Origin of the sequence: Paenibacillus sp. OK060 (assembly GCF_900101205.1) — a bacterium.
GTDB lineage: Bacteria > Bacillota > Bacilli > Paenibacillales > Paenibacillaceae > Paenibacillus > Paenibacillus marchantiae.
Window position 1 is genome coordinate 38,691 of the sequence record NZ_FNFR01000004.1, and the last position, 13,218, is coordinate 51,908.

The following is a 13,218-nucleotide window of genomic DNA, read 5'->3' on the forward strand; positions in this document are numbered from 1 at the left end:
CCTTGAAGAATACAGAGTTAACATTAGCGGAAGCTTTTAATCAGGCAGAGTTTATTATAGGCGGCCACGGAAGACGTAAAGTCAAAGTACTTCAGGAAGCGCTGGAGCAGGTGGATGGGGAACAATATAGTGATCATTATGGCAACGGCAAAATCATTGATCAATTCCAGCAGCAGATGGCTGACGTTCTGGGTAAGGAATCGGCTGTATTTTTCCCCAGTGGTACGATGGCCCAGCAAATTGCCTTACGTATCTGGTGTGATCGCAAAGGCATCAAGCGAGTAGCCTATCACCCATTATCTCACCTGGAAATCCATGAGGAAGACGGACTGAAGGAACTGCATCAGATTGAATCCATTTTGCTGGCGGATAAGGACCGATTGATTCGATTAGAAGATGTGGAGGGGATGAATGAAGAGATTTCCTGCCTGCTGCTTGAACTGCCCCAACGCGAGATTGGTGGACAATTGCCTGCCTATGAAGAGTTGGAAGCAATCTCGGCTTATTGCCGTGAACGCGGAATCAAGCTTCATCTAGACGGGGCACGTCTATTCGAAATCACGCCTTATTATCAGAAGACACCCGCCGAGATTTGCAGTCTGTTCGATAGTGTCTACGTGTCTTTTTACAAAGGCATTGGAGGAATCGCTGGGGCTATATTGGCAGGAGATACGGATGTTATGCAAGAATCGAAAATATGGAAGCGTCGGCACGGCGGCGATCTGATCGGCCTATATCCATATATTCTTAGTTCTCAATATTATTTCAATGAACGGATTGGCAAAATGGGGCTTTATTATGAGCAGGCGAAGGAACTTGCTTCCTTGTTAAATGCGTGTCACGGTACACGTACATTGCCAGAAGTACCCGTCTCCAATATGTTTCACGTACATTTTCCCTTGGCCCAAGCCGAGGTGGAGCGTATTCTAGCATCCATGACCCAGCAATTCGGGATAGGGATTACTTCATACTTGCAGCAGACCAGTGCTCATAGCTGTGCCTTTGAATTGTCAACGGGGGATCGTTATCAGAATGTACCCAAGGACAAGCTGCATTCAGCGCTGCAATGGCTGGATGAAGAACTGCGGAAACATGTGAACTAAAATATGCCATGGTTATTATGTTTTATTCTGCCTTATCCACTTGCTGGATAGGGTATTTTTGTTGCAGGAAAAGAAAGATAGGTGACGAAAGGTACTTTAATGCAGCAATAACAGTAATAATGTAGCTTCTGGTATCATCGTGTCGTTAATAGTGAACATATTTTTGGACCAAAATTTCATTGATTTTCATTTATAGAGGAGGAGTTCAAGTGGAGTCGAAAGAATTGGAACCCATTCGTGATCTTTTGGTTGAAGCTTACAATACAACAATGGGAGAAGGGTGTACTCCTGAAACGCAACAGAGCATTGAGGATTTTGAGCAAAAGTATAACGTGAAATTGCCCGCAGTGTATCGTGAGCTCTTGCTTGAATTTGGTGCATGCAACTTCGGCGATCCTGCCTTGTATTCGGTGAAAGAATTGAATTGGGCATATCCCGAGTTCCTGGATGTATATCGTGAATATGAGAAGGAATACGAGTTGCCCGCTGATCTGCAACCATTTCCAATTGGTGGGTTTGGCGAAGGAAGCATTGCTATACTGGATCAAAATTCTGGCAAGGTCCTGATGTTAATCCACGATGCGGGAGAACTGCCTCTTCGTGAGATTGCCGTGGACTTTAATGAATTAATGACGATGCTGGCTGAATCAGCTGTTTGGGTTCAGGAACAGATGAAGTAACAGGCTAGTCGGAAGGGAAGTACACCAGACGTATGGATATTCGAAAACTACGATACTTTATCACCGTGGCGGAGGAGCTTCATTTCCACCGTGCGGCTGAGAAATTAAATATGACGCAGCCGCCGCTGAGCCAGCAGATTCAGAATCTGGAAGAAGAGCTCGGGGTGAAGCTGCTGGAACGCACGAAAAAAATGGTTCGTCTCACGGCAGCCGGTGCCGTATTTCTGGAACAGGCGAGGCTGATCATGGCCCAACTTGAGCGATCCATCCAGCTTACGCAGAAGGCTGACCAGGGCATCATTGGACATTTAACGGTTGCTTTTGTGGATTCGGCTTCAGGGAGTATTATGGTCGATGTGTTGAGAAAATTCCGTGCGGCGTACCCGCAGATTGAACTTACGTTGCACGAGATGACCTCGTCCGAACAATTGCAGGCACTAGCAGATGGACAGATCCATATTGGATTTTTGCGGTATCAGGATCATACCGGACATTTGTCGTTCCGGGTCTGTCAGACGGAAACATTAATCGCAGTGCTGCCAGACCATCACCCTTTAGCTTCACAGACTCAGGTGTCAATAACAGAACTAGCGGACGAAGATTTTATTTTATTCCCACGGCATCTGGGTTCTCCGTTCCATCGTCTCGTTCTGGATTATTGCAGGGAGCATGGTGTAGATCCTCGTATTACACAGGAAGCCATTCAGATGTACACGATTGTGAATCTCGTGGCAGCGGGTATGGGTATATCCATCGTTCCTTCTTCAGTAGATGTGTTCGAGCGGAGGGGTGTGGTATTTCTACCATTAGCAGAAAGTCCGCCCTCCGTACCGTTGTACACGGCATGGCGGACGGACATGAATCAGGAAGTGATTTCCCGTTTTATGAATATTGTAGATGAAATCGTTGATGGGAATATAAGTTGAGCTAAAGATTATTACACTTGCACTACGATGACCGAACAACCTGTTCTAACCCGTCTTGGCAGGGTTTCTCTCAATCCATTCACCTAATATTTCATCAATGCGGGACAGGATGTCCCGATCCAGTTGAACACCAGAGGCTTTCACATTCTCAAGGACTTGCTCTGGGCGCGATGCACCAATAATGACGGATGACACATACGGATGCTGGAGAACCCAGGCAACGGCGAGTTGAGGGAGTGTCAGTCCGATCTCTTTCGCCAATGGAACAAGCTGTTGCACAGCAGTTAGAACATCGTCACGTAACCACCGACCAGCCAGATTGTTGAAAAAGGGTGCTCCAGCATCGGCCGCTGCACGTGATCCGGCTGGCAGCGCTTCGTGCGGAATATATTTACCAGATAGTATGCCCTGGGCCAGGGGAGACCATGTAATGTGGCCAAGGCCTGCTTGTGTACTTGCTGGTACAACTTTCTGCTCAATAACCCGCCATAACATCGAATACTGTGGTTGGCTCGCAATAAAAGGCACGCGAAGCTCCCGAGCTAATGCGGAACCTTCTTCAATCTGAGCAGCAGTCCATTCGCTAACTCCAATATAGTGAACCTTGCCCTGACGAACCAGATCAGCAAACGCAAGGAATGTTTCCTCCAGCGGCGTATTTGGATCATAACGGTGAGCATAATAGACGTCGATATAATCCGTTTGCAATCTTCGCAATGAAGCGTTGCAGGCCTCCATGATATGTTTGCGGGAAAGTCCTCTGTCGTTGCGACCTGAGCCGGTTGGATGACAGACTTTGGTGCACAGTTCAATACTTTCTCTTCGGATCTCCTTTAGAGAATGTCCTAACACCGTTTCTGCCTTGGTGTTGGAATAAACGTCTGCCGTATCAAATGTCGTGATGCCAGCCTCCAAAGCAGCCCGGACACAGGCTTTTGCAGTTCCATCATCCACTTGTGCTCCATGTGTAATCCAGTTGCCCAGTGAAATCTCACTGACGGTTAAACCGCTGTTTCCCAATTTGCGATATTCCATTCGTGACGCCTCCCTAAGTAATCTGGACTCCATTGTAGCAATGGCAGATTAATAGGTGAAATATCTTTTAACCCCATCTTTGATACGAAAAAGATATCAATGGATCTTCCTCTGGTAACAAAAACGTATAGTTAAGCTTGCTCATTGTTCCTGCATGTATTTGCGATAGAGGGCAGGCGTAATCTCCTCGAATTTTTTGAATATTTTGATAAAATACCCCGATTCATTGAACCCCAGTTCATCACTAATCTGTGACACGGGCATGTCCGTAACCTCCAGCAATTGCTTGGCCCATTTGATTTTGAGTCGTGCAATATAAGTCGTGAAGTTCTCACCCGTTTCCTTGGCAAACAGCCTGCTGAAATAACTTGGACTCAGGTGGCACAGATCGGCCATTTGTTTAAGCGAGACCTGCTCACTCTTGTGACTGTGAATATATTCAAAAGCAGGTTGGAGCACCGGGCTGGAGCTCTCTGTATCACTTGCACTATTTTTAAGATAGGCATCCGCAATCGCATTGGTCATTTCTTTTTTGATCGACTCAATATTACGAATGGAGTATCCGGGCAGAATAGTGGACAGATTCAGAGACTCCTGATGACCCGAAGCTTTCTCGAACATTTCCACCAGTAAATTTTTGTTTAGTGCTTCCTCCACGATGTAGTTACAGAGTAAAGAAAGCATGTTGGAAATTTTCACAACCTCTTCATAGGTCATGACAGGCAACTGGTCATAATCGTCCTGTAATTCCTTTAGCTTTGCAGCATGCATAGGCACGTTCTTGGACGTGACGATCTGTTCCAGTTCCGTCCCTTTCTCCGGGTCAGCGAGCTTCACCTGTCCTGCCATTACCGCACCGATATATTTTCCATCAATGGTGATTGGAATCGCGATATCCACGATATTAAAATGACACAGATATACATAAGGCTCGTTCAATCGAACGGCTTCCAGACCACCACGAGAATCACATTTCTGGCAGTAGGGGAGCAGTTCGGGATCTTTGCGAACATTTTGGCAAAAGGCCTGACAGCTGCTATGGCTGGTTACGGGAATGCCTTTATAATCAACGGTTAGAATAGCCAGCTTGGTCACAGTGGCAAGAGAATCCTGTAGACGCTTCCATTTATTCAGGTCGAGGATTTTATTGATGTGCAGATATTCTTTAATCATGGGTGGAACCCTCCATAGCTAACCTGATGAATGATTTCGTTCGTTAAAAGTTAGCAAGTTGTACATATTAAGATGAGTTAATGACGGGTAATGTATAGATGATGTCAAAAATTAACCTATCGCATGACAATAAGATACCATGATTCCATTGAAAAGCAAAAAATTACGATTGCAAATTATAATAATTTGTTATCAAAATCCACTGTAAACCTCACATACATGGTATATATTTAGGTTAATTGTGAGTATTTAAATTTTAATGTTTAAGTTCATCTAAGAATTACATCAATTAGCCTTGTTGAAGGTATGCAGGACATTTATGCAGTAAACGAAAACGAACTTATATCATCCATAGGAGGCTTATATCATTATGAGAAAAGCATTTATTAGTCCAACGAAATATGTGCAAGGCGAAGACGAATTGTTGAACCTCGGTTACTTTGTAAAATCCTTTGGTGAATCTGCATTGCTGATCGCACATCCGGATGATGTACAGCGTGTAAAAGCGAAGCTCGATGCAACGGCACAAAAATTCAATATTACATTTGTTGAAAGCGGTTTTAGAGGGGAATGTTCCCGCGAGGAAGTTGCTCGTCTCCAGGAAATTGCGAAAGAAAAAGGATGCACATGTACAATTGGCCTCGGTGGCGGTAAAGCGATCGATGCAGCCAAATGTGTGGCAGAAGGCGAAGCGCTAATCATCTGTCCTACCATCGCAGCAACGGATGCGCCAACCAGTCACTCTGCTGTGTTGTATACGCCGGAAGGTGCTTTTGATGACTATGCGTATTTCAAACAAAGCCCAAGTGTTGTTCTCGTGGACACAACGGTTATTGCAAACGCACCAACACGTTTCCTTGTATCGGGTATGGGTGACGCGTTGTCTACGTACTTCGAAGCAAGAGCTACAGCGAAGTCGTACTCTCGTGTGAACGCAAGTCTGCCGATGGGTTCCCGTGAAGGATACACGCCATCCGCAGTAGGTACGAATGCAGCACTTGCTCTTGCAAAACTTTGTTATGAAATGCTGCTGACGGATGGATTGAAAGCAAAAGTAGCCAGTGACAGCAACGTCGTGACTCAAGCGCTGGAAAACATCGTTGAGACAAACATTCTGTTGTCTGGTCTTGGATTTGAGAGTGGCGGTCTGGCTGCAGCCCATGCGATCCACAATGGTTTGACTGTTCTGGAGGGTACACATCACTTCTTCCACGGTGAAAAAGTATCATTCGGTACGATTGCACAACTCGTCCTTGAAAATGCACCAACCGAAGAGCTGCATGAAGTCATGGACTTCTGTCTCGCAGTGGGACTGCCTGTAAGCTTGGCGGATATCGGTGTAGATACCATTAGTCAGGAAGAGTTGTTGAAGGTGGCCGAGATCGCGTGTATTCCTGAAGAATCCATTCACGCTATGCCGTTCCCGATTACTGTTCCTGAAGTGGCTGCTGCCATTGCGGCAGCTGACCGTATGGGACGGGACTACAAAGCAGCTCGCCGGGAGGCGAAATAAATGAAGAAAATCATCAATCAGGCTGAAAATGTTGTCATGGAAATGTGCAACGGCATTGCGCTGGCGCACCCGGAGCTTGAATTTTTGAAAAAATATAAGGTCATTAAACGCAGAGAGATTAATGGGGATAAAGTTAGCCTCATCAGCGGCGGTGGTAGTGGTCATGAACCTGCCCATGCAGGTTACGTTGGTAAAGGCATGCTGGATGCTGCGGTCTGTGGAGATGTATTCGCATCTCCTTCCCAGATTCAGGTATATCAGGCGATCAAGGCCACAGCTAGCAAGAAGGGCACGCTGCTAATCATTAAGAACTACAGCGGCGACATGATGAACTTCAAGAACGCGGCGCATCTTGCCGAGGAAGATGGCATTGATGTGCAATATGTACGGGTTGAGGATGACATTGCTGTTCAAGACAGTCTGTATACGGTAGGGCGCCGCGGCGTTGCCGGAACCGTACTGGTACACAAAATCGCTGGAGCTGCAGCCGAAGAAGGCCGCAGTCTGGCAGAGGTGAAATCCGTTGCTGAGAAAGCAGCCCAGAACGTTCGCAGCATCGGATTTGGATTCACTTCCTGTACCGTGCCAGCCAAAGGAACACCGACATTTGAAATCGCTGAAGATGAGATGGAATTCGGTGTGGGAATTCATGGTGAACCAGGCATTCGCCGCGAGAAATTAGTATCTGCGGATGAGCTTGCAGGACGCATGGTTGAAGCACTGCTTGCAGAAATGAAGCTGGACAATAATGCATCCGCTGAGATTGCAGTGCTTGTCAATGGATTTGGTGCGACACCTTTACAGGAGCTCTATCTGCTCAACAACTCGGTTCAGCGTGAGCTGGCACAGCGTTCAGGACTGGGTGTAGCCACTACGTTTGTTGGCAATTACATGACGAGTATCGATATGGCAGGAGCATCGGTAACCATCCTGAAACTGGACGATGAACTGAAAACATTGTTGTTTAAGGAAAGTGATACACCTGCTTTCAAAGTGTCTGGTCCTCCAGTAGCGCAAGTGGCATATTCCGAAGCATTGGAAGCCGTCGTAACTGAAGATGCTCCCGTATCCTATGAAGTGGAGACACCTGCAACGTCTGCGGTGATCAACAACAATCAATTCTCCCTGGATAATATCGTCTACCTGATCGATAAGATGAGTGAGATCATTATCAAGAACGAAGTGCCGTTCTGTGAACTGGATTCCCATGCGGGTGACGGCGACTTTGGTATGAGCGTAGCGAAGGGCTTCAGACAGCTCAAGCGCGAATGGAACCATATCGTGAACGAAGAGAAAAAGAATATCGGTTCATTCCTCGATGCCTGCTCTCTTGTCATTATGGAATACTGCGGCGGTGCATCCGGCCCAATCTGGGGTTCGGCATTCCGGGCAGCAGGCAAAGCCGTTGGTGACAAGCAGCAATTGAACGTTGCAGAGTTCGCTGACATGATGCAGGCGGCAGTGCAGGGGATTCAGTCTACAGGTGAACGTTCCTTCGGACGTGGTGCCGTTGTAGGTGACAAGACATTAATTGACGCACTTGTCCCTTGTGCAGACTCATGGACGCAAAGTTCGAAGTCTGGAGATGACTTCAAAACGGCGTTTGCCAAAGGTGCAGAAGCGGCAGTAGAAGGTGCGAAGAAAACAGAAGACATCGTGGCACGTATGGGCCGCGCGGGTGCTGTTGGCGATCGCAGTCTGGGCTACCCGGATGCTGGAGCGTATGCACTGGGTGTTATTTTCACAGAGCTATCCGAGTCAATGAAATAAATATGGAGTGCAACGAGATTACACTTGGCCACTCCGCTTGCAGACCATACTTGATTTAGACACTCAGGAACTACACAGACAGAAAACCTTTCGATCTCTCTTACCCCCGGATTTCAATGAGTTTCCCCTGAAGGGAGAAATTCGGTGATAAAGGAGCACGCTCCGCTTCTTCAGGTCCTTTCTGTCTGTTTCGCTCTTGTGTCTATACCAAATTAATATGACTGCATCTCGTTTTTGTGTAATTATAAGGTTCAATCCATATCCAACGTTTCATTAACGTGGATAGTGGATATAAGTATGGAGACCGATCTGTAGCTTGGCTTACAGAGCGGTCTTTTTTGATATGGAAAAGCGAAGATGTGAGTCGAAAAATTTGGCTTGGAGGTTCCAGATAGTGTAATCTGGAGAGTATGGACAGCCATTTGAACGAGAAGGGATCGGGATGATTCGATGACGCAAAAAATCTATTATGACTCCGCGTACACACGGGAGTGGCATACACAAATTACAGGCAGAGTGGACAAAGACGATGGTTTATATGTCACGCTGGCGGAGACGGCTTTTTATCCACATGGGGGTGGACAGCCTTGTGATCTGGGGCAAATCGGCGGCATTGAAGTGTTGGATGTAATTAGTGAAGACGGTGAGGTGCTGCATAAGCTGGAGCGTGCGCCGGAGCAGAACGATGTGGATTGCCACATCGATTGGCAGCGCAGATTTGATCACATGCAGCAGCATAGTGGGCAACATTTGCTATCGGCTATTACGCTGAAGCTGGCAGATGCGATGACGCTCAGTTTTCATCTGGGGACAGATTATATCTCGATTGATGTGGCTGCAGCCGAACTGGGAGCGAATCAACTGGCTGCAATTGAAATGGAAGTTAATCAGCAGATATACCGGAATGCCAGAATCAGCAGTTCATGGGTCACTGCGGAAGAGGCGGCACGTCTGCCGCTGGTGAAGCAGCCTTCCGTAACCGAAGATATTCGCATCGTGGAGATCGAGGGCGTGGAATATAACGCTTGTGGTGGAACACATGTGTCAGCCACAGGAGAGATCGGAATTATTAAACTGTTGAAAACCGAGAAAGTGAAGGGCGGCACCCGGATTTATTTTAAATGCGGATACCGAGCACTGAATGAGTTCAACGCCGCGCAAAGCGTGCTGACCGGAATTACAGCCAAATTGAAGACCAGCCGGGAAGAGCTTGCGGATCGGATCGACAAAATGGAAGCAGAGCAAAAGCAGCTGCAAGCAGAGCTGAACGCTGTGAAATCTTCCAATGACGCTTATTATGCACAAGAGCTTTTATCTGCACGGGAAGGGCTTGTCATTGCCCAAATCTTTGAAGACAAATCGCTCAAGGATATGCAGAGTCTGGCGACCAAGCTGACATCAGAACATGAGGGACTTGTACTCTTTGCGAGCATCTCGGAGGCCAAAGTTGTATTAGCACAGAACGGGCAGCCGCCGGAGTGGGCTTGTGGACCTTTCTTCAAGGGCAATCTCGGAGCCTACCAGGGCAAAGGTGGCGGCAGCGAAAAAATGGCTCAGGCGGGTTTTGCCAGCAGCGAAGATGCGCTCGCATTTTATGAATTTACGAAGGACCAACTGGGACATCACTAATCTACCATCCCACTGATCGACATGATTGAGCTTGTAGAACGTGAAGAAGGATCAAAAGCATAGGGGGTACCCATAGATGACAGAACGCATTCCGTGCATACGAGAGGGGTGCCCAAATACGATTTTGCCAGCAACGGCTGCCAGAACAGGTGGGTACTGCATGCCTTGCAAGCAGGAGATGGAGCGCGAGGCACATCAGAGATACATTGAAGCCAATCGGCGCGACGTTGACTTGTATGAGGGAATCACGGACCCTGTGGAGATTTTGAAAATCATGCATACACGTCAGGATCATGATCCACTAATCCGTTATGTGGCATACGAGCATTCCAAAGAACAGGTGTATCTGTCCTTGTCTACGGAGCAGCAAGCCCTCATGATCGATTATGCGATGCAACTGATTCGTACGGGGGATGACGATACAGGTAAAGATATTTTGGTGTATCTGGTCTGTTACCATGATACGTCGTTGTCTGCACAGATTCCTGAGCTGTTGGAGCACGAAATCTATTATCCTGTCATTTTGTATAAGAGCGCCTCGGCTGAAGTACGTGATCAACTGTTGCAGCGGGTGAACACCGATGATGAGAATCGGAATAATCTGTTGCTCATGCTCGCCTATATTGGAGATGAAGTGGTTGTACGTCAGTTCCAGCAATGGAGGCAGTCTCCGCCTCGCTGGGCAGATCAGCTGCATGTCGCACCTGAGCACTATACTACCGAAGCCGGTTGGGAGTTATCGAATGAAGGCCAGCGCAGGGATTTATTTATCACTCCAAGTTATTCACTCTATAAAGTAAAAGAGAATGAAGGGGCTGACGACACATCTATTGGCAATTCGATCTCCATGCTGTTGACCAGTACCGATAACTGTGAGTGGTGTGGCGGTCCGTTAACGACCTTAATTGATCTGGATGTACAGCATCCAGCACTGCAGGATGTTGCATGGAATAGTGAGCGGCTTCAAGTGCAGACTTGCGTTATATGCAGTTGTTATGGCGTCGTTTATATGGAGATGGATTCAGTAGGTGAACCGTGCTGGAGTGCGCATAATGTGATGCCGATGGGAGCGGATGATCTTGACCCGGACGACTATGTTCAGCTTGCACCGGATGCAGGCCGGCAGTTTTGGATTGCGACTGCACCACGTCATGCGTTCCATGGCAGTGAGTGGGCGATGGAGCCTTCTACATCCCAGATTGGGGGCCATCCCGGATGGGTTCAGGATGCGGAGTATCCGAATTGTCCATGCTGCTCTTCTAGGATGAGGGCCGTTGGACAAATGGACTGGAACGAGGTTGAGGAATACGGGGATGGCATGTATTACATGTTCATTTGCGAGCCGTGTCAGATGACGGCGGTAACTTATCAACAATCCTGATGAGGGAACTCTAATGATCTGTTATTGCATAGATGCGATTTAAATTTGTATTGACAGCTGCATACCCAAAAGGGGCTATCCCATATGTATTAACATTCTAGGAAGCCCCCTCGTATGATTAGGTCAACCAGATATGCTGGTTGGCCTTTTTAATAGTTGCTATAGTCGGTTGAAAGAAACTGAGACACCTTATATCTCAATTCCAGCTTAAAGTTCTGCGGATGCTTGTGTCAGAAGTGCAGCCAGCCACTCATAGTCAGGCGTATCTTTTTCCTTAATCTTAATTGTTTTACGTTCCGCTGGGCCTTCAAATATCCCATCTGGCAGCTCAAGTCCGGTTGCATTGAAGATCGTGAAGGATACTGCCGGCTTGGAAGGGGAGATGACCGCTGCATATTTACCGTTTTTCAGGAAATGCGGTTTCTTATATTGCACACGTTCCTCTACTTCAGGGATGGATTCATGTACCAACTCCCGCAGTTTACTTGCAACCTCGGCTTGCCAGGGAACCGGGATCTGTTCGATAAATTCAGTGACTTCCGCATTCATATTCATGCTTGTCCACCCTCCACATTGATCTGATTGTGTATTTCCCATTCCGGTCTTAGAATTCCCATCAATAAGCGATCAAAGCGTTTTCCATCACGATAAACGGCTGATCTAGCACGACCTTCCAACTGAAAGCCGACCTTCTCATAGGCACGGATGCCCTTGGCATTATAGGCGATGACATCAAGACCGACCCGGTCCAGATTCAATTCATGGAAGGCGTACCGCAAAATAAGATTCAACGCTTCCGTGCCGTATCCCTTGTTGCGATGCTCTGCGAGTCCAATGCCAATGGCAAGTTGTCCGCATCGGTTGTTCCATTCAATGCTGTGAATGACAACGAATCCGATCAGTCGTTCATCCTCAAGCGTTCGAAGCCGAAAGTAAACTTCCTTGTCCTTCGTCTCGCCTTCATCTTCAAGCTGCTTTTCCGAAAATGGAATGGCAATATCCGTATCCACATTTCGCAAATATTCGGGATCTTCATTCCATTGCAGCATGGTCTGCACATCTTCTGCACGGGGCGGAGTCATTTTCAATCGTTTGCTATAAAACAGATTTTCAGTCGATAGTGTCATGATGGTCTCCTTTTCACAAATTAAGTTTGCTTCACCTCAGTACGACAATTAGCTATATGCTTTCTACGCAATATTCCTCGCTCCTTTGTAATCAGATAGCCTCACTATAATGGAAATTTAAGGGTATCACAATAGACATTTCATTTGTGTTTTTGAAGCTGTTGTCAGAAAACCTGCCATGGTAGTACTATATAATCATTGGACATGTATTCAGTGTAAACAACACACAACAAAATTGTCGGCAGGAGTGGTAGATATGGAGATCAAAGTAGACGATTTGAGCGGTCATCAAGTCATTGGATTAATTGCAGAACATTTGCAGGGTATGGCAGCAGATTCGCCGCCGGAAAGCATTCACGCTCTGGATCTGGATGGGTTAAAGAAACCTGAGATTACATTCTGGTGCGCATGGGAAGCGGAAGAGCTGCTGGGCTGCGGTGCCATGAAGGAATTGAATTCGGAGCATGCAGAATTGAAATCGATGCGCACAGCATCGGCTCACCTGAGAAAAGGCGTAGCAAGACAAATTCTTGCTCATATTATCGAGGTTGCCAAGGATCGGGGTTACAAACGGATCAGTCTGGAGACGGGTTCGATGGATTCTTTTATTCCGGCGCGCAAGCTGTATGAAGACTTTGGGTTTGTATACTGTGAGCCATTTGCAGATTATAGTTTGGATCCGAACAGCGCTTTTATGACGAAGGAATTATAAATTACACGATAGGCAGTAAACATAGCAGGAACATTGGAAACCAGCATTCTGCTGCATACAGACCGCTGGTTTTTTTGCGTTTAATGATTGTTTTGCGAAGTGCTAGACTGCAACAAATCATACATATTGGAGATCGTAAGAAGAGTAGAATGTATTCAAATGAACGGAT

The 13,218-nt window shown here is 46.9% G+C and carries 12 protein-coding genes; 8 read left to right on the plus strand and 4 right to left on the minus strand.

Features of this window, described 5'->3' with window-relative positions; genetic code table 11:
• The first annotated feature begins 2 nt into the window (after window positions 1–2).
• The 3 genes from BLS14_RS15395 to BLS14_RS15405 all read left to right on the plus strand — a co-directional run bounded on the left by BLS14_RS15395 (window position 3) and on the right by BLS14_RS15405 (window position 2,709).
• Window positions 3–1,103 (plus strand): threonine aldolase family protein, encoded by a 1,101-nt coding sequence (locus BLS14_RS15395; protein WP_090952735.1) that lies wholly within the window; start codon window positions 3–5, stop codon window positions 1,101–1,103.
• 209 nt (window positions 1,104–1,312) lie between these two features.
• Window positions 1,313–1,783, plus strand: coding sequence for an SMI1/KNR4 family protein (locus tag BLS14_RS15400; protein WP_072735051.1), 471 nt, complete (start codon window positions 1,313–1,315; stop codon window positions 1,781–1,783).
• A gap of 32 nt (window positions 1,784–1,815) precedes the next feature.
• Window positions 1,816–2,709, plus strand: coding sequence for a LysR substrate-binding domain-containing protein (locus BLS14_RS15405; RefSeq protein WP_090952737.1), 894 nt, complete (start codon window positions 1,816–1,818; stop codon window positions 2,707–2,709).
• A gap of 45 nt (window positions 2,710–2,754) precedes the next feature.
• Here the strand turns inward: BLS14_RS15405 and BLS14_RS15410 are convergent, their stop codons facing one another.
• Window positions 2,755–3,744 (minus strand): aldo/keto reductase family protein, encoded by a 990-nt coding sequence (locus BLS14_RS15410; RefSeq protein ID WP_090952739.1) that lies wholly within the window; start codon window positions 3,742–3,744, stop codon window positions 2,755–2,757.
• Between the two features lie 141 nt (window positions 3,745–3,885).
• A complete protein-coding gene (locus tag BLS14_RS15415) occupies window positions 3,886–4,917 on the minus strand; it encodes a PocR ligand-binding domain-containing protein (protein WP_072735054.1) in 1,032 nt (343 codons plus the stop codon).
• A 370-nt stretch (window positions 4,918–5,287) separates the two neighbouring features.
• Here BLS14_RS15415 and BLS14_RS15420 point away from each other — a divergent pair, with 370 nt between their 5' ends.
• The 4 genes from BLS14_RS15420 to BLS14_RS15435 all read left to right on the plus strand — a co-directional run bounded on the left by BLS14_RS15420 (window position 5,288) and on the right by BLS14_RS15435 (window position 11,210).
• Window positions 5,288–6,430 (plus strand): glycerol dehydrogenase, encoded by a 1,143-nt coding sequence (locus tag BLS14_RS15420; RefSeq protein ID WP_090952741.1) that lies wholly within the window; start codon window positions 5,288–5,290, stop codon window positions 6,428–6,430.
• Window positions 6,431–8,200, plus strand: a complete 1,770-nt coding sequence (gene dhaK, locus BLS14_RS15425; protein WP_090952743.1) for a dihydroxyacetone kinase subunit DhaK — start codon at window positions 6,431–6,433, stop codon at window positions 8,198–8,200. It begins immediately after the preceding gene.
• A gap of 450 nt (window positions 8,201–8,650) precedes the next feature.
• The gene (locus BLS14_RS15430) at window positions 8,651–9,829 is read left to right on the plus strand and encodes an alanyl-tRNA editing protein (protein WP_090952744.1); all 1,179 of its coding nucleotides are present in this window, start codon (window positions 8,651–8,653) and stop codon (window positions 9,827–9,829) included.
• Between the two features lie 76 nt (window positions 9,830–9,905).
• Window positions 9,906–11,210 carry a DUF1963 domain-containing protein gene (locus BLS14_RS15435; protein WP_090952746.1) on the plus strand — a complete coding sequence of 435 codons (1,305 nt, stop codon included), beginning with the start codon at window positions 9,906–9,908 and terminating at the stop codon, window positions 11,208–11,210.
• A 207-nt stretch (window positions 11,211–11,417) separates the two neighbouring features.
• On the opposite strand, the gene BLS14_RS15440 is transcribed toward BLS14_RS15435, so the two are convergent.
• Window positions 11,418–11,759, minus strand: a complete 342-nt coding sequence (locus tag BLS14_RS15440) for a DUF1801 domain-containing protein (protein WP_064641114.1) — start codon at window positions 11,757–11,759, stop codon at window positions 11,418–11,420.
• A gap of 2 nt (window positions 11,760–11,761) precedes the next feature.
• On the minus strand, window positions 11,762–12,337 hold the full coding sequence (locus BLS14_RS15445; protein ID WP_079694987.1) for a GNAT family N-acetyltransferase: 576 nt from the start codon (window positions 12,335–12,337) through the stop codon (window positions 11,762–11,764).
• 256 nt (window positions 12,338–12,593) lie between these two features.
• Here BLS14_RS15445 and BLS14_RS15450 point away from each other — a divergent pair, with 256 nt between their 5' ends.
• Entirely contained in the window at window positions 12,594–13,049 is a 456-nt protein-coding gene (locus BLS14_RS15450) for a GNAT family N-acetyltransferase (RefSeq protein ID WP_090952748.1), read from the plus strand.
• Window positions 13,050–13,218: the final 169 nt, after the last annotated feature.

What these genes read in the sequence shown, in the direction of transcription:
- BLS14_RS15405 (WP_090952737.1), top strand. Translation starts at nt 1,816, where the DNA reads ATGGATATTCGAAAACTACGATACTTTATCACCGTGGCGGAGGAGCTT.
- BLS14_RS15410 (WP_090952739.1), bottom strand. Translation starts at nt 3,744, where the DNA reads ATGGAATATCGCAAATTGGGAAACAGCGGTTTAACCGTCAGTGAGATT.
- BLS14_RS15415 (WP_072735054.1), bottom strand. Translation starts at nt 4,917, where the DNA reads ATGATTAAAGAATATCTGCACATCAATAAAATCCTCGACCTGAATAAA.
- BLS14_RS15420 (WP_090952741.1), top strand. Translation starts at nt 5,288, where the DNA reads ATGAGAAAAGCATTTATTAGTCCAACGAAATATGTGCAAGGCGAAGAC.
- dhaK (WP_090952743.1), top strand. Translation starts at nt 6,431, where the DNA reads ATGAAGAAAATCATCAATCAGGCTGAAAATGTTGTCATGGAAATGTGC.
- BLS14_RS15430 (WP_090952744.1), top strand. Translation starts at nt 8,651, where the DNA reads ATGACGCAAAAAATCTATTATGACTCCGCGTACACACGGGAGTGGCAT.
- BLS14_RS15435 (WP_090952746.1), top strand. Translation starts at nt 9,906, where the DNA reads ATGACAGAACGCATTCCGTGCATACGAGAGGGGTGCCCAAATACGATT.
- BLS14_RS15440 (WP_064641114.1), bottom strand. Translation starts at nt 11,759, where the DNA reads ATGAATGCGGAAGTCACTGAATTTATCGAACAGATCCCGGTTCCCTGG.
- BLS14_RS15445 (WP_079694987.1), bottom strand. Translation starts at nt 12,337, where the DNA reads ATGACACTATCGACTGAAAATCTGTTTTATAGCAAACGATTGAAAATG.
- BLS14_RS15450 (WP_090952748.1), top strand. Translation starts at nt 12,594, where the DNA reads ATGGAGATCAAAGTAGACGATTTGAGCGGTCATCAAGTCATTGGATTA.